This is a genomic window from Thermodesulforhabdaceae bacterium (genome assembly GCA_037482015.1).
In the GTDB taxonomy this organism is placed as follows: Bacteria; Desulfobacterota; Syntrophobacteria; order Syntrophobacterales; family Thermodesulforhabdaceae; genus JAOACS01.
The window spans coordinates 34,463-59,109 of record JBBFKT010000006.1; the positions used below are offsets into that span (position 1 = coordinate 34,463).

Annotated in this window: 21 protein-coding genes and 1 pseudogene; 20 read left to right on the forward strand and 2 right to left on the reverse strand. The window is 40.9% G+C overall.

All coding sequences use genetic code 11. The features are described 5' to 3' along the window. Positions 1 to 58: 58 nt before the first annotated feature. From WHS38_08195 to WHS38_08205, 3 genes and pseudogenes are all read left to right on the forward strand, one after another. Positions 59 to 1,125: pseudogene (locus tag WHS38_08195) on the forward strand (sodium ion-translocating decarboxylase subunit beta). Between the two features lie 78 nt (positions 1,126 to 1,203). Next, entirely contained in the window at positions 1,204 to 1,683 is a 480-nt protein-coding gene (locus tag WHS38_08200) for a CBS domain-containing protein (GenBank protein MEJ5300955.1), read from the forward strand. A 15-nt stretch (positions 1,684 to 1,698) separates the two neighbouring features. Beyond that, complete coding sequence (locus tag WHS38_08205) at positions 1,699 to 3,270, forward strand: DASS family sodium-coupled anion symporter (GenBank protein ID MEJ5300956.1); 1,572 nt, start codon at positions 1,699 to 1,701, stop codon at positions 3,268 to 3,270. A gap of 83 nt (positions 3,271 to 3,353) precedes the next feature. Here the strand turns inward: WHS38_08205 and WHS38_08210 are convergent, their stop codons facing one another. Continuing rightward, positions 3,354 to 4,076 (reverse strand): carbonic anhydrase, encoded by a 723-nt coding sequence (locus tag WHS38_08210; GenBank protein MEJ5300957.1) that lies wholly within the window; start codon positions 4,074 to 4,076, stop codon positions 3,354 to 3,356. Between the two features lie 640 nt (positions 4,077 to 4,716). Between WHS38_08210 and dnaN the strand changes: the two genes are divergently transcribed. Continuing rightward, positions 4,717 to 5,832 (forward strand): DNA polymerase III subunit beta, encoded by a 1,116-nt coding sequence (gene dnaN / locus WHS38_08215; protein ID MEJ5300958.1) that lies wholly within the window; start codon positions 4,717 to 4,719, stop codon positions 5,830 to 5,832. 4 nt (positions 5,833 to 5,836) lie between these two features. Here the strand turns inward: dnaN and WHS38_08220 are convergent, their stop codons facing one another. Continuing rightward, positions 5,837 to 6,214, reverse strand: a complete 378-nt coding sequence (locus WHS38_08220; protein ID MEJ5300959.1) for a RidA family protein — start codon at positions 6,212 to 6,214, stop codon at positions 5,837 to 5,839. Positions 6,215 to 6,470: 256 nt separating this feature from the next. Here WHS38_08220 and WHS38_08225 point away from each other — a divergent pair, with 256 nt between their 5' ends. The 16 genes from WHS38_08225 to WHS38_08300 all read left to right on the forward strand — a co-directional run bounded on the left by WHS38_08225 (position 6,471) and on the right by WHS38_08300 (position 24,642). After that, positions 6,471 to 6,905: a hydrogenase iron-sulfur subunit gene (locus tag WHS38_08225; protein MEJ5300960.1), complete on the forward strand. Its 435-nt coding sequence runs from the start codon at positions 6,471 to 6,473 to the stop codon at positions 6,903 to 6,905. Positions 6,906 to 6,944: 39 nt separating this feature from the next. Then, the gene (locus WHS38_08230) at positions 6,945 to 7,616 is read left to right on the forward strand and encodes a methylenetetrahydrofolate reductase C-terminal domain-containing protein (protein ID MEJ5300961.1); all 672 of its coding nucleotides are present in this window, start codon (positions 6,945 to 6,947) and stop codon (positions 7,614 to 7,616) included. Next, a complete protein-coding gene (locus WHS38_08235; GenBank protein ID MEJ5300962.1) occupies positions 7,613 to 8,539 on the forward strand; it encodes a methylenetetrahydrofolate reductase in 927 nt (308 codons plus the stop codon). The genes WHS38_08230 and WHS38_08235 overlap by 4 nt, the downstream gene beginning before the upstream one ends. 74 nt (positions 8,540 to 8,613) lie before the next feature. Beyond that, positions 8,614 to 9,609 carry an ROK family protein gene (locus WHS38_08240; protein ID MEJ5300963.1) on the forward strand — a complete coding sequence of 332 codons (996 nt, stop codon included), beginning with the start codon at positions 8,614 to 8,616 and terminating at the stop codon, positions 9,607 to 9,609. Positions 9,610 to 9,766: 157 nt separating this feature from the next. Next, positions 9,767 to 10,546 (forward strand): DsbC family protein, encoded by a 780-nt coding sequence (locus WHS38_08245; GenBank protein MEJ5300964.1) that lies wholly within the window; start codon positions 9,767 to 9,769, stop codon positions 10,544 to 10,546. 1,023 nt (positions 10,547 to 11,569) lie between these two features. Further along, the gene (locus tag WHS38_08250; protein ID MEJ5300965.1) at positions 11,570 to 12,757 is read left to right on the forward strand and encodes an ABC transporter substrate-binding protein; all 1,188 of its coding nucleotides are present in this window, start codon (positions 11,570 to 11,572) and stop codon (positions 12,755 to 12,757) included. A 165-nt stretch (positions 12,758 to 12,922) separates the two neighbouring features. Further along, positions 12,923 to 13,798 (forward strand): branched-chain amino acid ABC transporter permease, encoded by an 876-nt coding sequence (locus tag WHS38_08255; protein ID MEJ5300966.1) that lies wholly within the window; start codon positions 12,923 to 12,925, stop codon positions 13,796 to 13,798. 12 nt (positions 13,799 to 13,810) lie between these two features. Further along, positions 13,811 to 14,785, forward strand: a complete 975-nt coding sequence (locus WHS38_08260; GenBank protein ID MEJ5300967.1) for a branched-chain amino acid ABC transporter permease — start codon at positions 13,811 to 13,813, stop codon at positions 14,783 to 14,785. A gap of 45 nt (positions 14,786 to 14,830) precedes the next feature. After that, positions 14,831 to 15,544 (forward strand): ABC transporter ATP-binding protein, encoded by a 714-nt coding sequence (locus tag WHS38_08265; GenBank protein ID MEJ5300968.1) that lies wholly within the window; start codon positions 14,831 to 14,833, stop codon positions 15,542 to 15,544. A 6-nt stretch (positions 15,545 to 15,550) separates the two neighbouring features. Next, entirely contained in the window at positions 15,551 to 16,267 is a 717-nt protein-coding gene (locus tag WHS38_08270; GenBank protein MEJ5300969.1) for an ABC transporter ATP-binding protein, read from the forward strand. A gap of 28 nt (positions 16,268 to 16,295) precedes the next feature. Further along, a complete protein-coding gene (locus WHS38_08275; protein ID MEJ5300970.1) occupies positions 16,296 to 16,811 on the forward strand; it encodes a rubrerythrin family protein in 516 nt (171 codons plus the stop codon). 306 nt (positions 16,812 to 17,117) lie between these two features. Continuing rightward, positions 17,118 to 18,173: a phosphoribosylformylglycinamidine cyclo-ligase gene (gene purM, locus WHS38_08280; protein ID MEJ5300971.1), complete on the forward strand. Its 1,056-nt coding sequence runs from the start codon at positions 17,118 to 17,120 to the stop codon at positions 18,171 to 18,173. Positions 18,174 to 18,203: 30 nt separating this feature from the next. After that, positions 18,204 to 19,151, forward strand: coding sequence for a MoxR family ATPase (locus WHS38_08285; GenBank protein MEJ5300972.1), 948 nt, complete (start codon positions 18,204 to 18,206; stop codon positions 19,149 to 19,151). A 101-nt stretch (positions 19,152 to 19,252) separates the two neighbouring features. Continuing rightward, positions 19,253 to 20,041 carry a DUF58 domain-containing protein gene (locus WHS38_08290; GenBank protein MEJ5300973.1) on the forward strand — a complete coding sequence of 263 codons (789 nt, stop codon included), beginning with the start codon at positions 19,253 to 19,255 and terminating at the stop codon, positions 20,039 to 20,041. Then, the gene (locus tag WHS38_08295) at positions 20,016 to 22,097 is read left to right on the forward strand and encodes a DUF3488 and transglutaminase-like domain-containing protein (protein MEJ5300974.1); all 2,082 of its coding nucleotides are present in this window, start codon (positions 20,016 to 20,018) and stop codon (positions 22,095 to 22,097) included. Before WHS38_08290 ends, WHS38_08295 begins: the two co-directional genes overlap by 26 nt. Before the next feature lie 22 nt (positions 22,098 to 22,119). Continuing rightward, positions 22,120 to 24,642 (forward strand): UvrD-helicase domain-containing protein, encoded by a 2,523-nt coding sequence (locus tag WHS38_08300; protein MEJ5300975.1) that lies wholly within the window; start codon positions 22,120 to 22,122, stop codon positions 24,640 to 24,642. Positions 24,643 to 24,647: the final 5 nt, after the last annotated feature.

The following is a 24,647-nucleotide window of genomic DNA, read 5'->3' on the forward strand; positions in this document are numbered from 1 at the left end:
AGCTGGCATTTCAGCCCTTATTTCTGGCTTTGGGGCTATTACTATCAAAAACATAATAATGATTCTTGTAGGATGCGGTCTTCTATATCTGGGTATAAAGAAAGGATACGAACCACTTCTTTTGGTTCCTATTGGTTTTGGAGCTGTTCTTGTAAATATTCCTCTTGCTGATCTTATGGGTCCCGATGGTCTTTTAAGGCAGTTCTATGAGTTTGGAGTCGCTAACGAAGTATTCCCCTGTCTTATTTTCATCGGCATTGGAGCGATGACGGATTTCACGCCTCTTCTGGAAAACCCAAGAATTTTACTTTTAGGAGCTGCGGGTCAATTTGGTATATTCCTTACATTTCTTATAGCAATTTTACTTGGGTTTAATCTATTGGACGCCGCCGCCATAGGGATTATTGGCGCCTGTGATGGCCCCACATCGATTTACGTTACTTCTAAATTTGCACCTCATCTTCTCGGAGCTGTATCCGTAGCGGCATATTCTTACATGTCACTGGTGCCACTTATTCAGCCCCCTATTATGCGGCTTCTTACAACCAGAAGAGAAAAACTTATTAGAATGGAATACCCTTCTCATAATAGCGTTTCTAAAAAAGTAAAAATTCTTTTCCCTCTTGTGGTTACTATCGTCTGTTGCATTGTAGCACCTTTTGGAACACCTCTAATGGGTATGTTAATGCTCGGCAACCTTATGAAGGAATCTGGAGTTGTTTCTCGCCTTACTAAAGCATCCGAAAACGAAATTCTAAATGCTGTTACTCTCTTACTTGGCTTTCTATAGGTGGAACCATGGAAGGAAACACTTTCTTAAGACCTCTGACCCTAATAGTCCTGGCTCTGGGGTTGCTTGCCATATGCCTTGATACGGTAATGGGTATTCTTTTTGGAAAATTCATGTGCTTCATATCAAAAGGCAAAATCAACCCACTCATTGGAGCTGCCGGCATATCAGCCTATCCCATGGCGGCAAGAGTTGTTCAATTGGAAGGTCGCAAATACGATACTAATAACTGGCTTTTAATGCACGCCATGGGTGCTAACACAGGAGGCCAGATTGGATCAGTTATGGCGGCAGCAATAATGCTTTCTATCCTGAAGTGGATGAACATAGGATAGATCCAGCTTTTCTCACCTCATTTTAACACATTGCCCAGGGTTGACCTGGGCAACGAGATGTAGAAAGGAGCTATTAAAATGAAGGCAAAGGATTTGATGATACCAATTGTGGACTGTGCAAAAGTTGCGGAGGATAGATCTATTTATGATGCTCTCCTTATGATAGATGCCTGGCGAGCTCGCTCCGAATTTGACTTCAAACCCCGAGTAATTTTCGTGCACGATTCGGATCTAAAAATTACCGGGTATGTCCGCCTTACGGATGTTGTAGCTGCTCTAGGAGGGAGCTTAACCAGCGAACCATCTTCCTGGCATGAACTACTTGAACAAGTTCAAGGCATGATACAGGGACTGCCTGTCAAAGACATCATGTATCACTTTTCGGAAAAAGAATACATATCTGAAGATATGACTTTAGAAAAGGTGTTTCTCCATATGGTTTCGGGCTCGTACACGTATTCGGTTGTCGTCTCCAATAATACCACCATAGGGGTCATTCGCTTAAGTGATCTATTTAACGCCTTGTGGAAGGGTATAAAGACCAATGTAAGAAAATGAGGGAGGAAAGGATCAATGATGGGCAATGAAAGTGTCAGGGTTAATCAGGTAAAGGATGAGGAAATCCGTGAAGTTTTGTCAGAAAAGGAAGAACGACTTGAAAACTTCCGAAAAAGTATAGGGCTGTTTTTGGGTCCTCTTGTAGCTATAATTGTTTACCTTATTCCCATGCCTTCCCTCTCGCCCAAAGCTCATATACTTGCGTCCATAGTTAGCTGGGTAGCGGTTTGGTGGGTAACAGAACCTATTCCAATTCCTGTAAGTGCCATATGGGGAGCAATTCTTTGCGTAATTCTGGGAGTAGCCGACATAAAAAAGGTTCTGGCACCTTTTGCAGATCCTATTATTTATCTATTTTTTGGAAGCTTTATCATTGCAGAAGCCATGAGAATTCATGGTTTGGATAAGCGATTTACATATGCCATCATGTCTATAAAATCTGTTGGAAACAGCACAGCAAAAATCCTTGTCGCTTTTGGCGTAATTTGCGCCTTCCTTTCCATGTGGATAAGCAACACAGCCACTACGGCTATGATGTATCCTATAGGCCTTGGGGTAGTTTATTCAGTTGCGGATTTAATACATAGAAAAACAGGAAACTTTGTAGATCCCAAAAAACTGCGTTTTGGAACCGGTATGATGCTAATGGCAGCTTATAGCGCTTCTGCTGGCGGTATCGGGACACCCGTGGGCACTCCCCCTAATATTATAGGCATAGCCATGATAGAAAAGTTCTGCAATGTTAAGATCGCCTTTTTTCAGTGGATGGCATTCGCTGTTCCCTTGCTAATTCTTATGTCAGCTCTTCTTTTTGTGTTGATGTATTATCTCCATAAACCAGAGGTATCTCGCCTGGAGGGAGCAACGGATTACATTCTTAAAGAGAAAGCTCTCCTTGGCTCATGGACAAGAGGACAAAAGAATGTGATGATAGTTTTTTCTATAACAGTGGCTTTGTGGCTTATTCCCGGAATTATTGCTCTGATTTATGGAACAGATGGGACTATATATAAAAATTACAATAAAATTTTCCCAGAAAGCATAGCAGCTCTCATAGGCGCCGCTCTTCTCTTTTTACTTCCAACAAACTGGAAGGAGAGAGAATTTACAATATCGTGGAAACAGGCAACAAACATTGACTGGGGAACTCTCCTGCTCTTCGGCGGTGGTATCACCCTTGGAAACCTGATGTTTGAACTGAAACTTGCCGATGCTATAGGTAAATCCCTCATGAACTTAACGGGTGCTACTTCTATGTGGGGTATCACGCTGGGAGCTATTTTTATTGCGATCCTGGTTAGCGAAACCTCTTCCAACACTGCATCGGCTAATATGGTGGTTCCCGTTATTATTTCTTTAGCTCAAGCGGCTGGTGTAAATCCAGTTCCTCCTGCAATCGGTGCCACTCTTGGGGCAAGCTGGGGCTTCATGCTCCCTGTTTCTACACCTCCAAATGCTATAGTCTACGGGTCGGGCATGGTTCCCATCACCAAAATGATCAGAGCCGGTATATACTTTGACATTCTGGGTGGACTTCTTATCTGGGCAGGACTGATGGTTCTTCTTCCTATGCTGGGTCTTGCATAACGAAAACAAGAAAGCTAAGCAAGGAGCGGGAAAAGCATCTCTTATACACAGACACTTTTCCTGCTCCAATTTTCTATTACTCTTTAATAAAGGCCCTTGATCAGCGGGTTTTCTTTGATTTTGACCGGGTCTGTTTCACCGTTGATGTTGATGATATTCAGTTTTCCATGTCCTTTCTTAAGCTCATTTCTGAAATCATAAATAGCGCCAATTATGACCAACTTTCCTTCCTTTACTTCCTGGTCGAATTTCTTAAGAGCTTCTGCCACCTGGTTGTTTACGTTTATTTTAACTCCCTCAATGTTTTCTACCCCCTTGGGTATTTTTATTGTGTCGAGTTCTTTCTTTATGGCTTCCGACTCTTTCGAATAATCGGAAGATGCAGCTTTAATGGCACCACAGCCGGAATGACCCAGAAACATTAAAACAGGAGTGTGTAGATGTCGAACTCCGTATTCTACTGATCCTTCCGCAGTGCTCATCTGGTTTCCTATGTTTCGTATGACGAAAATTTCGTTATCAGGAGCATCACTTATGGCATGAGTGTGAACTCTTGAATCAGAGCACATAACAACAGTAGCTTTTGGATGTTGTGCATCTAAAAAAGGTTCGAAGTACGATGCCTTGTGAGTTGATACAAAACGGCTGTTACTTTTCAAAACTTTCTGGATGAAGTGTTTTGCCTTTACCAGATCTTCACTTTCCTGGAGCGAAGAAGCATCTTTTGCATAACCCAAAGAAAAATAAAGCAACAATAAAAGGAAAGTAAAAGTAAAGATAAAAGTAAATAAATACCAACGACCCATAACATCCCTCCTGAATTAGCCTTAAATCTTCATAAATCTGCACGAAGTGTGACACAATAGTCAATAGCGACGATCTTTTTAACTAACACATCTTTTTACAAATTAAAATTCCTAGTAACACACTGAGAATCGCTAAACCATTAGACCTTATCTCGGGTCATAGGAAAACTCGAAAATTTTTTATGTGCAGAGAATTGTTTGGATGCTGTAAAGAGCACATACCGCAGTTGCTAAAAGATCCTTTTTTAATGTCTGGCGAATATACTCACGGAAAAAGAGTGGAAAGCTACACATCCAAGAAATCCCATGACTTAAACAGAGCTTTAATTTCTTCTTAACTAGGAATCGTTATTATTTTGTATAAAATAAGTACAAAAAGTGTTAAACTATTGTCAATAATATGTTGAACATAACCCAAAACTGAACATTAATTAAGACAAGAGGATTTTTTTGTCGAAAATGAAGATATGTTGTTTAACTGTTTGTTAACAAAGACTCCTTGCAATTCCAAAGTCGAGCGAGGTTTTAAACAAATTTAACGGGGAATTATTTTGTTTATTACTTTCTATGTGTTCGCGTATAATAATTTTGCTAACAACCAGAAGTCCGGTAGAAACTTCCTTGCGTGTGGAGGATGAACATGAAGATTCAAATTAGCAAAGATGTACTTGTAAAGGCGTTGAGTTCGGTTCAATCGGTAGTGGAGAGAAAGGGCCCACCTATACTTTCACACGTGCTTTTAGAAACAGAAGATGGGAGAATTAAGTTCTTTGCTACTGACTTTGAATTATCCGTGCGGATATATGCAGACGCTACGGTAATCGAAGAAGGAAAAGTTACTGCACCAGCAAGAAGCCTTTTTGAAGTTGCCAAAGAATTTCCAGCTCAAACTATAGAACTTAGTATGGACACCCCCGGAAGACTAAACATTATCACAGAAAAAGCATCTTTTCAGCTTCCAAGCCTTGAACCGTCTGACTTTCCTGTAGATCAATTCGAAGGAGATGTAACTTACTACTCTTGCAACGCTAGGCTACTAGAAAAAGCTCTTTCGAAAACTTTTTACGCCATACCCCTTTCTGGAAGTTCAATAAGTATTTCGGGGCTTTACGTTTCTTGCGATGATCAAGGAGTTTATAAGTTCATTTCATGCGATGCCTTTAGGCTGGCTCGTTTTCAGGCATCCAGGGAAGAGATTGGCTTGGATTTTGCCCCCAGCGAAATAATCATACCAAGAAAGGGCGTGCAGGAAATCTTGCGTATTGTTGACGATGCTAACGGAAATGAGATTTTTCTCGGAATTCACGAAAATGTTTTCTATGCAAAGAATGACAGAATGACTATATCCATGAGACTTCTCGATGCGTCTTTTCCAGCCTTTGATTCAATTATTCCCCCAGAACGTCCCAACAAGGCCGAAATTTCACTTAGCCTGTTTCAGCAAGTTTTGAGACGTATGGCTATTTTTACCAACCAAGTTTGGCGCCACGTGAATCTTGTTATCTCGCCCGGGGTTTTGGAAATATCTGCCGGGAATGCGGAAATTGGAATGGCCAGAGAAGAAATTCCCATAAACTATAACGGAAAGGAAATCTTTAATGCTTCCTTCAATATTAAATATCTCAGCGATGCTACTAATGTAATTTCTGGAGACACCTTCCACTTCGAGTGGAGTTCAGAAATGGAAGGTGGTTTTGTGTCCGATCCAGAGGATCCTGGTTATACAGCTTTCTTTATGCCCATGGTTACCGAATGAAGTTTTATCCCATGTAGGCAATAACTTCTATTTCAACCAGAGCGTTTTTGGGAAGTTTGGAAACGGCAACGCAAGAACGAGCAGGCCTATGGGATCCAAAAAATTCAGCGTAAATTTCGTTCATGACAGTAAAATGCTCCATTGTTGTAAGAAATACTGTAGTTTTTACAACGGATTCAATGTCGCAACCAGCTTCTTCTAGGATAGCTTTAATATGATTAAGAGCCGTCTTTGTTTGATCTCTAATGTCGGTGGACACAAGGTCTCCTGTTTGGGGATCAATACCAATTTGGCCCGAAAGAAAAAGAAAATTTCCAGTTTGAACAGCATGACTATATGGTCCTACAGGATGCGGAGCTTTTTCGCTATAGATGTATTTCATCTTCTACCTCCTTTTTGTGATCATTATTGCACAACAATAATTATACTCCGAAAGAAGAAGAAAGCAATTGACAATGGAAACTGCTTTGGCTATGTGCATGGGTGTAGGTGGTGAGATGATAAATTGTGAAATTCTTCTTCAATGTTTGGCTGTCAACGAGGTTTAAGTGATCGATAACGGTGCACGGCTGAATTGCGGCAATTCCAAAGAAATTTCTGGTGTTTCTCCCGAAGATATGAGGTAATGCCCCGTGGAAATTCCGACATTTATCGAAGGGTTATCAGATGAGCCTAGGATTTTAGCTTTTTGTTGCATGTATTGCGCCTATGCCGCTGCTGATGCAGCTGGGTCTATGAGGCTTTCTTATCCTGTTAATGTTCATGTAGTATTGGTTCCATGTTCTGGTCGAGTTGATGAAACTTTCATTCTTCAAGCTTTTGAGAATGGAGCTGATGGAGTTTATGTAGCTGGCTGCGAGGAAGGTTCTTGCCACTTTGTAAATGGAAACTTTAGAGCAAAAAAGCGGGTAATTGCTCTTAAAAAGCTTTTTGCTGAAATAGGGTTAGAACCTGAAAGAGTCGAAATGTTTCATATAAGTGCTTCACAGGGTGGGCTTTTTGCTAAAGTAGCAAGAGATATGACCGAAAGGATTCGGTCTCTTGGTATTATCGGTTGGAATAAGCGTAATTAAAAGTAAAATGTGGCCCTTCTTACAAGGAGGAACCAGCTAATGGTTGTTGCAGAAAGAAAACCTATACAAGAAATTATGGCGATGGTCGCCGAGTACAACAAGATTTTGCTTGTAGGTTGTAAAGGATGTGTAACCGTATGTTGTGCCGGCGGCACCAAGGAAGTGGGAATCCTCGCATCGGCTTTAAGAATTGCGAGGAAAAAAGAAGGAAAACCCTTAGAAATTGTAGAACGCACTCTCGAGCGTCAATGCGATCCTGAATACATAGAACAGGCTTCAGATGTGATTGAAAAAGACGGGGTGGAAGCAATACTCTCAATGGCTTGCAGTGTTGGACCTCAGTATATGGCTAAACGTTACAATATCCCGGTTTATCCGGCTCTTAACACGACCTTTATAGGTGGAGCTTTGGAGCATGGAGTATGGGCTGAGTTTTGTCAAGCCTGTGGAAATTGCATTATTCACTACTTTGGAGGAATCTGCCCTGTTTCTAGATGCTCTAAGAGTCTCTTCAACGGTCCATGCGGTGGTTCAGCAAAAGGGAAATGCGAGATTAGCCCTGAAGTAGACTGTGCCTGGCAACTCATCTATGATCGCATGAAAGATCTGGGCAAGCTTGACGAACTTGCCAAAGTATTTCCCGTAAAGGATTGGTCAACCAGTAGAGACGGTGGACCACGAAAGGTGGTCAGGGAGGATATGAAGCTATGAAATCTGGAAGCAGATTAGAAAAGATATTAGCTGCAGGGCATTTTGCAGTAACTGGAGAGCTCGGACCTCCAAGAGGTGCTGACGTAGAGGTTATCAAGAAAAAGGCAGAACATCTACGGGGGGTTGTAGATTCCATTAACGTAACGGATAACCAAACGTCAGTTGTTAGAATGTGTAGTATGGCAGTATGTAAAATACTTATTGATTTGGGGCTTGAACCAAATCTTCAGATGACCTGTCGGGATAGAAACAGAATTGCTATTCAGAGTGATCTTCTTGGGTCTTATGCTCTAGGAATACGTAACGTCCTGTGTCTTTCCGGCGACCACAATAAGTTTGGCGATCACCCTCAAGCGAAAAATGTTTTTGATGTCGATTCTATGCAACTGATCCAGATTGTAAAAAAGATGCGAGACGAAGGAAAGCTTTTAAATGGGCAGGAATGCGAAGGTAAAGCTTCCTTCTTCATAGGGGCGGCGGTAAATCCCTTTGGTGATCCTTTCGATTTCAGACCCATCCGACTTGCTAAAAAGATAGCCGCCGGAGTAGATTTCGTTCAGACTCAGTGTATCTACAACATGGAGAAGTTCCGAGAATACATGAAGCGCGTTGTTGATATGGGACTTGCTGAGAAGTGTTATATTCTTGCTGGTATTACTCCACTTAAGTCCCTTGGTATGGCTCGATATATGGCTAAATCTGTTCCTGGACTTGATGTTCCCGATTATTACCTGAAACGTCTCCAGGGTGTTCCAAAAGATAAGCAGGCTGAAGAAGGAATTAAAATGGCTGTGGAACAGGTTCAGGAGATTCGCGAGATTCCAGGAGTTGCGGGAATACATCTTATGGCTATAGAGTGGGAACACAGAGCTAAGGAAATCATTGAAGCTGCTGGTTTGCTCCCAAGACCTGAGGTAAATTAGAGTCTTTTTGAAAAAGTTAATGTGGTAAAAGGCCCTCCATGTCGGGAGGGCTTTTTGTTTGGGGGTGAAAGATCGTGAAAAAGGAAGTTGTTGTTTCCGGTGACATTGGTGGGACTAATGTTCGACTTGCTTTGGTAGATAGAAACGGCACAATTCTTTCCATAATCAAAAAAGAAGTTAAAGAAGCATCAAGTATTGATCCCCATGCTTTCATAAGAGCTATTAAAAGCTGGTCTAAAGAGCTTGTATTTTGGGCCGATCGGTCTGGATTTAAAGTTGTGGGAATTGGTCTAGGTATAGCCGGAAAAATAGATTACTCAAAGGGAAAGGTTCTTTTTTCACCAAACCTTTCTCATTTGAATGATGTTCCGATCGCTGCTGAACTTTCCGCGGCTCTAAGTTTACCGGTGGTTATTGAAAACGACGCCAACGCCTTTGGGCTTGGAGAAGGATGGGTTGGAAGCGCAAAGGATTGGAAAAACTGGTTGGGGGTAACTCTTGGAACAGGAGTTGGGGGTTGTATTGTTTTGAATGGAGAGCTCTGGAGAGGTGATAGGGATGCCGGCTTTGCGGGTGAGATTGGTCATACCACGGTTATCCCGGGAGGAATGGTTTGCAACTGCGGTAAAAAGGGATGTCTTGAAGCTTACTCATCAGAAGGAGGACTGATAAGGCAGGTTTTAGCTGACATTCAGAATGATTGGAAAAATTGCATTTTTAAACCGATAAATCCCAAATATTATGTTGATAACGCAAATAATATAACGGCGAAGGTACTCTATAAACAAGCTCAATTTGGAGATCCCTATGCTCAAGCTCTTTTTAACCGTTTTGGCGAAATTCTTGGTGTTGCTATTTCTAACGTTTTTACAACCCTTGGGATTTTCCGCGCTGTAATAGGCGGAGGAGTAAGCAATGCTTGGAATGCCTTTTTACCTTCCTTTGAAAAGGCTCTTAGAGAACATTGTTCTATGGTGGATGTTCATAAAATTGTCATAACCAAAAGCCTCCTGGGTGATAGAGCCGCTTTGTTGGGATCTGCTAAGTGCGCCTTTTCTGATTTGATGTAGTTAATATTGGACACTCTAGAACTATCTAATTAGCTAATTGGTGTCCTAATAGTCCTTGATCATTTTTCTATTTGTGGGTAGTAAGTAACCTGCATTTGAAGGGTGGTTAGAAGTAGCTACTTAAGAGAAAAAGCGATCAAGAAGGAAGGAGAAAGGAATGACGCGAATTAGAAGAAGCTGGATAGGGATTATCATTGCGGTTGGATTTTTCTCATTAGCTTTTAGCTCGAAGACGGTTTTAGCATGTCCCACCGCTGAGCAGGTTCAGGAAGGAATAAAGAAGGTATTTAATCAAAATTTTGAAGTTAAAAAGATTCAGCCTTCTAAGGAACTTCCAGGAATTTGCGAAGCTCATGTGCTTGTGCAGGATAGGTATAATATTTTGTATGTTGACCAGACAGGAAAATATTTTTTTGCGGGCAACCTAATTGAGATAGCAACTGGTAAAAATCTGACACAGGAGGCTTCTCAAGAACTTAACAAACTAACTGCCGAAGACATTAAAAAATTAACTTCCTTCACTGCCTTCACAGTTGGCAAAAGCGGCCCTGAATTCTATTTCATAACGGATCCTCAATGTCCTTATTGTAAAAAGGCGCTTCCGATAGTAAAGAAGCTGGCGGATGAAGGTAAGGTTAAGGTTCACGTTGTGCTTTTCCCTCTGTCTATACACTCTGGAGCTAAAGAACAGTCTATTTCTATCATTTGCGACAAAAAGGGTCTTCCTGGGTTAGAAAGTGGTTATAAATCCGAGAATCAGTGTGAAGAAGGAAAGAAAAAAATTGAAGGAGCCGAGAGCTTTCTACAGGCAAAGGGAGTTCGGGGAACTCCATCTTATATTTTTCCAAATGGTAAAATAAATATTGGGATGATAGATTCTGAAGAAAACCTTTTGAAAATGGCGGAAGAGAATCAGACAGCAAAAAAGGCCAAGTAGTTATCAATGACCGGAGCGAGTTTGAGTTTATAGTCTCGCTCCGGTGAACTTCGTAAAGCATGGTTGAGAGCTTTCGAAATTTCTTCCATCCAAAGATTGTCGTGGCAATAGGCTCACAAGTGTAGAGTTGTAGGGGCAAAAAATTTTTCGCCCCTACTTTGGGTGCGCCGGTATGGGCGTGCTCCTGGAAGTGAAAGTCCTCCCGTGAGTAAAATTTCCAATACATCGGTCGCCGAGGACGGCGACCATCACAATATCCTACCGCCGCATTCGGTTAAACTGACCACTCCTATCCCAATTCTGGTGGATCATATATTGGATCGTTTCTTAGTTGCTTACGTTTGGAAGTGTCCTTCAGGTTGAAATCCATCCCCGCAATTTCTGTGGTTTATTTTGCTTTGCCGCTCCATAAGGGAAGTTTTAAAATAGTCTCAAACATGTTTGAGGGTGTTTTAAAAAACTCCGTAATAAATTGTGAGGGCACCCCATGCGTCGTCCCACAGTTATGAGGTGAATCATATATTTAGGTCGTTTTTTAGCCACCTGAGTCTGGGAAGATTTTCCAAGCTGAATTTTGTCATTCAAGCACATCGTAGGGGCAACCCCCTGTGGTTGCCCCATAATAGGGCAGGCACAAGGCCTGCCCCTACAAACTTCATCCTCCCCCTGCGAGGTTGTTTTACATGTAGGGGCAACCGGCCGGTCGCCCCTACAATATCCCCTATACGCGCATCAACCAATATCGTAAAATGGCCGGCGCTACGAACATATCACCAACTTTTTAGAACAGCCTCCAAACATGTTTTGACAATGTCTTAAAAATTTTGCTAAAAGTTACTTCGCCCATAATTGAGGGTTTATCTTTATCTCTGAAAATTAGCATCCTTGAATTATATACAGTTAGGGAATAAGCTTTTACCTACTGGTGTTAAAATTAAAATGGATGGACACGTTTTAATGTGTTCAGCTTTGTATATTTTGTTAAGCTTTTTGTGCAATTAACCTTTTAATGGAGGGTTAGCCATGAAAAAGCTTTTGAGTTTCGTGTTGATTGCCTGTATGGCTGTAGCAATGCCAACTTTTGCTGAAGAAACCATAAAGGTTGGTATTATTTTGCCTCTAACAGGAGAAAAGGCGAAATTTGGGGAAATCGAAAAAAGATCTTTTGAGCTTGCCCTGGAGGAAATCAATAAAGCCGGCGGGATAAATGGTAAGAAGCTTGAGTTCATTTTTGAAGATGATACAGGTAGGCCAGATGTTGCCAGATCTGCCGCTGAGAAATTGATTACCAAAGATAAGGTGGTTATGCTTGGAGGAGGCTACGGAAGCTCCGAAACATTCGCTATAGCTGGTGTGGCTCAGCAAAATAAAATGCCCTTCCTCGTTAACACAGGTTCCGACAATAAGATTACAGAACAAGGATGGGAATATGTTTTCAGACTCAATCAGCCAGTTAGTGAATACCCAAAAGCTCTTGCAAGCTTTCTTACGGAAGTTGTCAAACCTAAAACAGCTGTAATTCTCTACGAAAACACCAACTTTGGAACTTCTGGTTCTAAAGAATTTGCAAAGCTCTGTGAGGAATTAGGAATCCAAGTTGTTATGAATGAAGGCTATGAACATGGTGGAGTTGACTTTAAGCCTCTTCTTATCAAGGTTAAAGAGAAAAACCCGGATCTTGTTTACATGATTTCATACGTTATGGATGCTGCTCTTCTAATGAAACAATCCATGGAACTTCGCCTGAAACCGAAGCTTTTTGTTGGTGGTGGAGCTGGGTTTACTCTCCCCGAGTTTCAGAAAAACGCTGGGAAAGCTTCGGAAACGGTTTTTTCGGCAACTCTTTGGTATCAGACTTTGAAATATCCTGGAGCACAGGAGTATTACAACAAGTTTGTAGAAAAGTATAAATCCGATACGGAATACCATGGAGCTCAAGCTTACGCAGCCGCTTATGTGATTGCTGATGCTTTGAAGAGAGCAAAGTCTTTGAAACCTGAAGATGTAAGGCAGGCTCTTGCGGAAACTGATCTTATGACAGCTTATGGTCCTGTTAAGTTTACTTCTTACGACAAGATGACTAACCAGAACAAGCTCCCAACCTACCTTGTTCAGTGGATTGATGGCAAGTTGGAACTTGTTTGGCCCAAGGAAATCGCTGCAAAGCCCTATGTATATCCAATAGATTGGGACAAGGTTTGGGGACAGTAAAGAGCAAGAATTTATAAGAAATTGGAGTGAGTGTGGGAATGGTCTTAAAGCCATTTCTGCACTCCTTATTATTCAATATTTTTTCTGAGATTTATTTTTTCGGTTAATTTAGAAAAATAAAGGGGTTTTGCGTTACACTCCTAAATCAGGAGGAATTGGATATTTATGTATACTTTCTTTCAGACATTGGTAGCAGGATTTTTAATCGGCGGAATTTATGCTCTAGTTGGTATAGGTATGACTCTTATCATGGGAGTAATGAAAATCATCAATCTCGCTCATGGACAGCTCATGATGGTGTCTATGTATTTAACCTATGTGCTGTTTACCCAGTTTAACATTGATCCTTATGTGGCGTTAATTATTACTATGCCTGCTCTATTCTTGCTGGGGCTCTTCATTCAAAAATACTTTTTGAATCCCTTACTTAGAGTTGAGTCCATTTTGCCTGAAAACCAGGTGCTTATGACAGTGGGTATTGGAATGGTTCTTACGGAAATTATGAGATTTATTTTTAGATCTGATTATAAATCGGTGAAAACATCCTATAGTATGTCCGCTATTTACTTAAAGGGATTGTCCATTAACCTGCCCATGCTTATAGCATTTGGCATTGCTTTGGTTCTTACGATAGCTCTTTTCTGGTTTCTTCTTAAGACAGATTTAGGAAAATCCATTAGAGCTACAGCTCAAAACAAAGAAGCGGCTGTTCTTTTAGGAGTAAATGCAGAGTGGATTACAATTCTTACCTATGGAATTGGAGCTGGGCTCGTAGCTGCCGCTGGATCGCTGCTTTTGCCTATTTACTACCTGTTTCCTGATATTGGTGGTCCATTCACTTTGAAGGCTTTCGTTATTACTATGCTTGGGGGAATGGGAAGCACGGTGGGAGCCATTGTTGGGGGCGTTGTTTTGGGAATTGCTGAATCGTTAGGATCGACCTATGTATCTATGGCTCTAAGAGACACTGTGGCTATGGTTATTTTTATCCTTGTGCTTATTTTCCTTCCGGGTGGGCTTAAAAAAATTACAAAAATATAGAGGATGTTGCTAATGAACAGGAAAAAGGCTCTTTTGGCACTTATACTTGCTCTGCTTCTTCTACCATTTATTGTGACTTCCGATTACTATCGTCACGTTTTTATTCTTAGTCTGATTTGGGTTATTATTGGTTCTTCCTGGAACCTGCTTTCTGGTTATGCCGGGCAAGTATCTTTTGGTCATGCCATATTCTTTGGGACAGGAGCTTACACTGCGGGTCTTTGTGTCACAAAGCTTCACATATCTGCCTGGTGGGGTATGCTTTTTGCCGGTCCCGTAACAATGATAGTGGGTTTTATAATAGGTTGGATTTGCTTTCGGTTAAGAGGTCCCTATTTTGCTCTTGCTACTATCGCCTTTGGAGAGATTTTCCTTCAAGTAGCCAAGGTTTGGAAAAGCCTTACCGGTGGTATGCTAGGTATTCTAATTATTCAAAGCTTTCGTAGCAAAATTCCCTACTACTACATTGGTTTATGTCTAGCTATACTTTGCGTTGCAGTAGTGTATAAAGTTGTTAATTCTAAATGGGGGTATTATTTCGTTGCTATTCGCGAAGATCAGGATGCTGCAGAAGCTATTGGTGTTAGTGCTTTTCGCTATAAGACCATAGCAATCATTATAAGTTCCTTTTTTACTGGATTAGCTGGCGCCTTTTATATGAATTACATGGCTTTTATCGATCCTCAGGTTGTTTTTTCCCTTCATTACATATCCATCATGGCTATTCTCGTAAGTATTATTGGAGGTGTTGGAACTATTTGGGGACCGCCTCTAGGTGCTTTCATTATGGTATGGCTACAGGAAACCTTCAGAAGTTCTATCTTTGGACTGGCACCTCGATGGGTTAGCGAAGCTCATGTGTTGGCTTTTGGTATTCTGGTCATTATTGTAATTCGATATCTTCCTAACGGTATCATAGGTGATTGGCACAAAATTGCTAATTTCTTTTCGCGTAAACCTTCTCTTGTATCTCAGGAAAAATCGTAGTTAGTAGGGGAGTGTCGCTCCTACCATGAAAAGGGGGATCTGGTAATGACCTTTTTTTCTGTTAAAGGGCTTACAAAGCGATTTGGAGGGCTTGTTGCGGTAAATAACTTAAGCTTTTCTGTGAGTGAAGGAGAAATACTTGGGCTTATAGGTCCAAACGGATCTGGAAAAACAACAGTTTTTAATCTTATAATGGGAGTGTATCCTGTATCTTCAGGGACAATTGAATTCAAAGGAGAAATTCTTAACGGACTTCCTACGTGGAAAATATGTAAGCTTGGCATCGGTAGAACCTTTCAAATAACAAGACCACTTAGACGCATGACAGTGCTCGAAAATGTTATGACCGGCGCTTTCGCTAGAACCGATTCCTTTGAAGTTGCTAAAGAAAAAGCTGAAGAGGTGCTGGATTTTTGTGATCTTGGACATAAGGCTTATTTACTAGGCAAAGCTCTTACCGTTGCCGACCGTAAACGTCTTGAAATTGCAAAAGCTCTTGCCACAAACCCTTCTCTTCTGCTCCTTGATGAAGTTATGGCTGGTCTTACACCGCAGGAGCAGATGGAAGGTGTTAGGCTTGTCAAAAAAATTCGGGATTCGGGAGTAACCATAATTATAGTAGAACACATAATGCATGTAATTATGGGTCTTTGTGATAGAATTTTGTGTATTAACTACGGGCAAGAGATAGCCTGTGGTAGCCCTGAAGATGTAGCAAATCATCCTCAAGTCATTGAAGCTTATCTTGGAAAGGATTAACGAAATATGCTGGTTTTGGATCACGTTGATGCTGGATACGGTGATATACAGATTCTTTGGGATGTGTGCCTGGAAGTTAAACGTAATGAGTTTGTAGTTTTGGTTGGTTCAAATGGTGCCGGGAAAAGCACTACTCTTCGCACAGTTTCGGGCATAATTCGTCCCATGAGAGGATCTATCATTTTTGATAACGGTAACGGGCCTATTAGGTTGGATCAGGTCCCACCTTACAAAATCATAGAACTAGGGATTGCTCATGTGCCGGAAGGAAGACAATTGTTTCCGGAAATGTCCGTTCAGGAAAATCTGGAGATGGGCGCTCTTACCCCCAGAGCAAAAGCTAAACGCCGTGAGACTATGGAGTGGGTTTTTGAACTTTTTCCACGCCTTAAGGAGCGCAGAAAACAGTTAGCTGGGACTCTGTCCGGCGGCGAACAACAAATGTGTGCAATTGGGCGAGGATTAATGTCGCGCCCTGATATGCTTCTTTTTGATGAACCATCTCTTGGGCTTTCTCCTATCCTTACGAAGGAAATTTTCCGGCTCATTCAGCGTATCCATCAAGAAGGTATTACAATCTTTATGGTGGAGCAGAATGTAAAACAGACGCTTGCAATTTGCGATCGAGCTTATGTGATCGAAAACGGAAGAATTGTTATGGAAGGGCGCGGAAAAGACCTTCTTGAGGATGAGAACGTAAAGAGGGCTTATTTGGGCGTTTAAAAATTAAAGATTTCATGGGGGAGATGTTATGGAAAAGACAAAAAAGAATCTAAAGGAAGCTTTTGCAGGAGAATCTCAGGCAACGAGAAAATACCTTGCCTTTGCTGAAAAGGCTAAAGAAGAAGGATATCCGGGAATTGCCAGACTTTTTCAGGCTGCAGCAGCGGCTGAGATGGTTCATTCCCTTAAGCATCTTAAAGTTTTGAAGGGAATAGGGTCAACTAAGGAAAATCTTCATGATGCTATTTCTGGAGAAACCCACGAATTTACAAAAATGTATCCTCAAATGATTGCTGAAGCTATCGAAGAAGGAGAAAAACAAGCTGAAATTAGTTTTAAGTATGCTAACGAAGTTGAAAAGGTTCATGCCGAGCTTTACAAAAAGGCTTTGGAAAACATGGAAAGTTTTCCCGAAAAAGACTACTATGTTTGCAAAATATGTGGTTACACAGCAGAAGATCATCCTCCAGAAAAATGTCCTGTTTGTGGGGCAGCTCAAAAGCAGTTCTTCAAAGTCGATCCAGATTTTGGAAAGCTGTTTTAGAATTTAGTGTGTTGTAGGCTAAAGTATGTAGAGGCGAAAATAGTGCTTAAATGTGTAGGGACGGGAAATAGTGTGTGAATTATGCAGAGACGAAAAATTTTTCGTCTCTGCATATTAACGATCCTGATGTTATTATCCTTCCTATCATTTTTCAGGTTTTTCCAAAAGTATTGGAAATGTTGCAATCATCTATAAAATATTGAAAGTGTTAAATTGTTTGCATTTTTTTTTCAAGCCGGAGTATATAAAAAACAAAAGTGTGTGATGTAACAGTTATAGAGACGCAGATTTGGGAGGAAGAGTATCGTGAGTTTAAGCGGGGGGCGATACAAAGAAGCAGGAGTCGATCTAGAAAAAGCGGTTAGGCTGGTAGATAGAATTAAGCCTTTTGTTCAAAAAACGATGACTCCTGGTGCAAAAAGTGAAATTGGAGGTTTTGGAGGCTTTTTCTCAATAAATTGTAGTGAGATCAAAAATCCAGTTCTGGTGGCTTCAACCGACGGAGTCGGAACCAAGCTAAAGGTAGCCTTTCTTGCAAAGAAATACGATACGGTGGGAATAGATCTTGTTGCTATGTGCGTTAACGATATCCTGGTGCATGGGGCTAGACCTCTTTTCTTTTTGGATTATGTTGCAATGGCGCAAATTGATCTTGACGTTCTGGAGGCAATTGTTTCTGGCATTGCCCAGGGGTGTAAAGAAGCCTCCTGTGCACTAATAGGTGGTGAAACCGCTGAGATGCCCGGATTTTATCAACCAGGGGAATTTGATCTCGCAGGTTTCGCCGTAGGTATAGTTGACGAAGAAAATATTATTGATGGTTCAAATGTAAGCTTTGGTGATGTCCTGATAGGGCTTGCTTCTAACGGTTTACATTCGAATGGTTATAGTCTGGTGCGCAAGATTATTTTTGATCAACTTGGATATACTCCTGAAACGTTTATTTCAGTTTGTGGCGTTACTGTAGGAGAAGAACTCCTCAAGCCGACAAAAATATATGTCCCTGTTGTGATGCGTCTTCTTAGAAAGCAGGTACCCATAAAAGGGATGGTCCACATCACCGGCGGTGGTTTTATGGACAATATTCCGAGAGTTCTGCCGCAATCTTGTCAGGCGGTAATTTCTAGAGGCTCTTGGGAAGTGTCCCCTATATTTTCGTTCCTTCAGGAAGTGGGACATATAAGCGACGAGGAAATGTTTAAGGTATTCAACAATGGAATCGGTTTTATACTTATAGCATCTAAAGAAAGTGCAGAAGCCATTCTTGATGAATGTCAGGTGACGAATGTTAAGGCTTACAAAATTGGTTTTATTGATCAACGCCGGGAGCCGGGATCACCTCAGGTTGTTTTCGTTGAATAATGTTTTCGTCGAGGAAAATCTTTTTTTGTTATGAGCACACCGGGAGCCACCATCTTCCGTCTTATTTCTCAGCGACTTTCTCATTATCTTCATGGGAAAGATCTGGCGCTCAGGCTCGCTTTGATATGCTTTTTTTCTAAAGGACACTTGCTAATCGAAGATTTACCTGGTTTAGGTAAAACTACTCTAGCTCTTGGGCTCGCTAAAATTCTTGGTTTGGATCTTAGCCGTATCCAGTGCACTAACGATCTTCTGCCGTCTGATGTGACGGGGGTTTCAGTATATGATCGCGATGCAGGGGTTTTCAAGTTCCATCCTGGACCGATTTTTCATAACATTGTGCTTGTAGATGAAATAAATCGAGCAAGTCCAAAAACTCAAAGCGCTTTGCTTGAAGCTATGGGTGAGAAGCAGGTAACCGTTGAAGGGAACTCCTACCTTTTGCCCCAACCCTTCTTTGTAATAGCAACTCAAAATCCTGCTGAAACTTTTGGAGTTTTTCCTTTACCTGATTCACAGCTGGATCGCTTCGCTATGAGAATCCAGATCGGATATCCTGATCGCGACGCTGAGCGACAAATTTTACAAGGCGGGAGCCGGCGGCGGGAAATCTATTCTATTGAACCTGTAACCAGCGCAGAAGAAATACTTGAAATGCAGCGAGCGATTAGGCAAGATATCTATGTGTCTGATGCCGTGATGGAATATGTTCTTGACGTTGTGGAAGCAACTAGAAAAAGCCCCTTTCTGCGTATAGGTCTTTCGACCAGAGGAGCTCTGGCTCTGATCAACGCAGCTAAAGCCGATGCATATCTTGGTGGAAGGACCTATTTGAGCCCGGAAAATGTGAAGTTTGTGGCTCCCTATGTAATATCTCACCGAGTTGAATTCAAAGAAGAGTATAGCAGAGAAAGTGCATTAAAGAAGCAGGAGGTTATCAAATCAATATTGGAAAGTATTCCCGTGCCGGTCACGTAAAAATAGAAAAAGCTGGTTTCCTCTACATCATTTCCACAATTCTCATTGCTTTAGCTGGTATCAATACTTCCAATAACCTGGTGTATCTGGTTGTCTCTTTTATGCTTGCCTCAATGTTAGTGTCGGGAGTGTCTTCCAGGCATAACCTGCAAGATCTGACGGTAAAACTTGTTTTTCCATCAGAAATATTTGCCGAAAAGCCTTTTATCGCCATTGTAGAAGTAACCAACAGAAGGCGATGGGTGCCAGCTTTTTTCATAAAAGTTGATGTAATGGGAACTACATCCACTATTATGTTTATTAGACCTGGGGAAAGTCGTTGCACCTTTTTGCAGCTTTCTTTTACTCGTCGTGGGTTATATCAGAAAATACCGGTTTGCCTTATGTCCCATTTCCCTTTCAGTTTCTTCAGTCGCTCTGTTCTCGTGGAATCTATTGAAGAAATTGTGGTTTATCCGGCGCTTATTGAATGCAGTGATATGACTATTTCTGGGGTTGAAAATCTTAAAGAAGAACATAGTAGTGAAACTCGCAACTCCCTGTTTGGCTGGATTGAGGAAGAAATTATTTCCATAAGAGATTATCAAAACGGGGATCCACGGAAGCTAATAAATTGGAAGGCGACCGCTAAAACAGGCATTCTTAAGGTAAATGAAAGAGCACCTGACCAGCCAAAAATGTTTATGATTGATTTGAGCGATGTTTCCAGGGAAAAATTCGAATATGCTCTCTCCTGCGCAGCTTATTTGACTATCCAACTCATTAATAGAGGTTATCTTGTGGGACTAAAAGGGTTAAATGTTCTTATACCACCAAATATAGGTATGGCCCATTTGAGGAAAATCCTGGGGGTTCTTGCTTTGTATGCTATCGATGAAGTTTCTGCTTGATAGTGTTATTCTAGTTTTAATTGTTCTTTGCTTCGGCATTAACCTGTCTGAAATCTCCATGCCCTGGTTTGTCACGGGGACTGGCGTTATCTGTCTGGATCTATTGCTTTCAATTCGGAATAACACCTGGAGATTGGGTTTGCCCCGCTGGCTTTTAAATATTCTGGCCCTTTCTGTTATTATTGCCACGGCTCTTCGCTTAAATTGGGATAATGCTGTAAATGTTCTTTTGGAGTGTTTTATTTGTCTTACGGCAATAAAGTGGATAGAGCGTCAAAAAGTTCGAGACTATTTGCAGATACTTGCTCTATGCCTTTTTGCTCTTGTAAGCCATGCTTTTTTTACCTTTAGCATGGCTTATCTTTTGACCATAATGGCAACCATGGTTATCGCCACATCCGCTCTTGTTATTCTTACCGGATTTGCTGAATTGGAAAAGCAAAATCAACTTTCCGACGCCCAGTATAACCTTCCCCTTTCATGGCTTTTTGGTTTTTCTATTGTCTTTCTCCTGGTATCTTTCCCTTTATCTTTTATTCTTTTCTTCATACTTCCGAGAACTGAAACACCTTTTATCGCCTTTCTTAATCGAGAACAGATAAGCTATTCTGGTTTTTCGAATGTTGTTGAGTTAGGAAGTGTTGAGAGGATTCAAGAAGATGAGACAGTAGCTTTTAGAGCGATAGTTCAGGATCTTCCGGCTAATATTCCAAGATACTGGCGTGGGCTTGTTTACGATAGCTTTGACGGAAGTTCGTGGAAATCGTCAACCGTTCAAACTTTAGAAGGAAAGGTAAAGGATCTTTTGCCCTCATTCGCTGGAAAGTCCACCGAAGTTATCCCTTATGAACATACAGTTCATCAAACTATTATTATGGAATCTTCAGGACATAAATTTTTATTTTGTCTAGACATTCCAGTTTCGGTAAAGGGGCTTGCAAAGGGGCGAATTACTTCTATCCAGGGAGAACGGGTGTTTATAGTAGATCGTCCTGTGGATAGACGGGTAAAATATGAGTGCATTTCAGAGTTAAAACTTTATGAAGCGGAGCTTACCGAAAAAGAGTGGAAACACTATATATCTATTCCTGAGGGATGGGAAAGCGAAGAATCAATCCGCCGTATTGTGCAGGAAATTGTTGGATCTTCGGAGGATAAGATAGAAATTGCCTGGAAATTTATAAATTGGCTGAAAACTCCACCTTTTCAGTATGCAGCATCGGGACTTCCTCTGTCTAGCACAGCGCTGGAGGACTTTCTTCTAAAGACTAGAAAGGGAAATTGCGAATATTTTGCTTCAGCCCTAGCTGTTATGTTGAGAATGGTTGGCATCCCCGCGAGACTTGTTGGAGGTTACTACGGAGGCTATTACCATCCCTTGGGGTCTTATTATCTTGTGCTTCAGAAAAACGCTCATGTTTGGGTGGAAGCTTTCTTCCAAAGTTCTAACGATTACCAGGGTATTATAAGAGGCAGATGGATTAGGCTGGAGCCTACTCCTCTTCCTCCTGATTTAGATCGCAGGATTCGCTTGAGCCTGTGGTTTAGAATAAGGCTTGCTTTAGATTTTGTTCAATATTCCTGGAACAGATTGGTTATCCAGTATGATATGAAAGAGCAGGAAAGAATTGCAAAGAAGATGGGAGAAAGAGTTTTTCATTTTCGAAAAACCCTGTCTTCTATTAAAAATCTAAATTTAGCTAAAGAATTGAAAGTTCTTAAGGAAATGATAATTAAAAATCAGGTAAAGATTGGCATAATAGTAATTGTTGGTATTTTTCTTGCTGTTGCATTATTAAAATTGAGATCACGGGTTTATCGGAGAAATCATGAGCTACTGTTAAGAGATTTTGAACGTCATTTTAGCCGAAAATATGCTGCTCGCCAGCCCAATGAAACCCTTAGGGAATGGTTTTCTCGAATAGCAGATGATCTTAATCGAGTAGAAAGAGATCGCGGATATGCTTTCATCGATCTATACGAACGGTGCCTTTACGGGCCTCAAAATTTTAGAGAAGATGATATAAAGCATTTGAAGGATCTTCTTCGTTTTTAGAAATCCAAAATAAGGAGAAACCATGTCCGAGGAATTTCCCTTTGTAAAGATTATCAGGGCTTCGGCAGGTTCCGGGAAGACCTACCAGCTTACGTTGAATTATCTACGGCATTTAAATCAAAAGAATGTAGATGTTTCCGTTATTCGCTCAATTCTGGCTATAACTTTTACGAACAAAGCCGCCGCTGAAATGAAGCATCGAATCATAAAAGCTCTTAAAGAAATCGCTATTGGAACAAACAATAATTTGAGCAAAACCACAGGGATTTCGAAAGAGGATGCTGCACGATGGCTTGATATAATAATTCTAAATTATGATGATTTCCGAGTTCAAACGATCGATAGTTTTGTTTTTTATCTTTTGCGAGCAATGGCGTGGGAAATGCGCATTAGACCTGATATAGAACCCGAATTTAATGTTAATCGAATACTGGATAAAGCCTTTGGGCGGCTACTTCTCAAGACAGGAGATGATGAATCTCTAAAAAACATGTTTGTAGAAGCTCTAAGGTGTTTTCTTGAATTAGAGCAGGCTTCGAGTTTCAATCCTGAAAGACATTTTAAGAAAAGAATCAAGAACATTTTCGACATTTTTTCAAAGAATGAAAAACTTAAGGGCACGCATTCCAATGCGTCTATAACTAAAGACTGTCTGGATGATATAAAAAAGCAGGTCTCCAAACTGGCTAAAGAAATTTTGGATGATTGTGACAAGAAAAAAATAACACTCCATAAGCGTGCTAGGAGCGCTTTGGAAAGACTCACAAAAGATGATTGTGGACAAATCTATTCTGAATATTTTGAAAAAAGTAGCGTGTCCAAACTTATTACAAAATCTTCTCAAAAATCATTGAACCTAAACAATATTGAAGAACTTTATACTCTTCTAAAAGAGTCTCTTCAAGAATGCTGGCTAACTTACGGTATGGCTAGGGTAGCTCCTTATTCTAATCTTCTTTCCGAACTTACAAAAGAAATGGAATTTATATGCAAAAACGATGGCGTTATTCTTTATGAACAATGGAATAGAATGGTTCTTGAGCATCTTAACGAAAATGTGCCGTTAGTCTATTTTTCCTTGGGAGAAAAGCTCAAACATTTTCTTATTGATGAATTCCAGGACACGAGTCGAACTCAATGGAAGGTTCTTTTTCCGCTTATCGAAAATGCTCTTTCCGAAGGTGGAAGTTTTCTCTGCGTAGGTGATCCCAAGCAGTCCATTTACATGTGGCGTCAGGCAGATCCAGGCCTTTTTGATAAAGTGACGGAAGTTTCTCGTAGTGCTCATCTAAAGGTAGAGCAACTCAGCATGAACTGGCGATCCGCCAAGGAAGTTGTCAATTATAATAATCAGTTGTTTTCTTCCAATAGACTCGATGATAAGTTAAAGGAAATCATTAAAAAATATCTAGGCGACATGGCTTCAGATGATTTCGTAGAAGAATGCTTTGAGAATATCCGGGATAATTTTAAAAATGTAGTTCAAGAGCTTCCACCTGGTGCCAGATTGGGTGGCTCTGTAGAGAAAATATGCATAGAAGGTTCTAAAATCGAAGATAGAAACGCTAAGATTGAAGCTAATTTAATAGAAAAAATTCTGTATTTTGACAGAATAGGGGTGCCTTTTTCAGATATTACCGTGCTTGTTAGGACAAACGAGCAGAATAGACTGGTTTTTTCATGGCTTTGGGAAGCTGGTATTCCGGCAGTAACAGAACATTCGTTAAGAATTGAAAATGCTCCTACTGTCAAAGCTATTGTTAATTTTTTAAGGTTCGTGCGAGACTCAAAAGATGAGTGTTCGCTTGTAGGATTTCTTCAAAGTGAACTTGTTAAAGAATTGAAAGGCATCGAAAGTTTTGATGAAAGCTGGATCTTGGAAGCAAGAGAGAAAAATCTTTCGCTTTTTGGATATATTCGGAAATTCCGGGATGATTTTTACAAAGCCGTTCTAAAACCTTTTTTTGAAAGAGCTGGCTATGAAACAGCCTATGATATTACCAGATTGATAATACACCGCTTCGATGTAATGCGACGATTTCCCGAAGAAAGGTCTTTTGTGTTGAGATTTCTAGAGTTGATAAACAGCATGGAAGAAAGACTGGGAAGATTCGTTAGCCTTTCAGAGTTTGTATCATTATGGGAGCAAGAAGGAGTGGAAGAGCGATTGGGCGTTCCGGAAAGGATTGGTGCTCAGCTTTTAGTTTCCGGCGAAGATGATTCTACAGAAGGCAACAATAAAGGTGCTGTGAGTATCATGACCATCCACGGAGCGAAAGGCTTGGAGTTTCCCGTTGTTATAGTGCCTTTTTTGGACTGGCGATCGAATAGGCAAGAAATAGTCGTGCTGGAGGATGGAAAACTTGTGAGGGTTTCTAAACCCTATCCACAGGAAGTCAAGAGTGCTATTTTGAAGGAGAAACGAAGAGAACTCACAGAGTCTTTTAACCTGCTCTATGTGGCTTTAACTCGAGCCAGAGATCATTTAGTGATTATGATCCCGAAAGATACATCCAGATTTCCAGTATCCAGTCTTTTAATCTAATCATA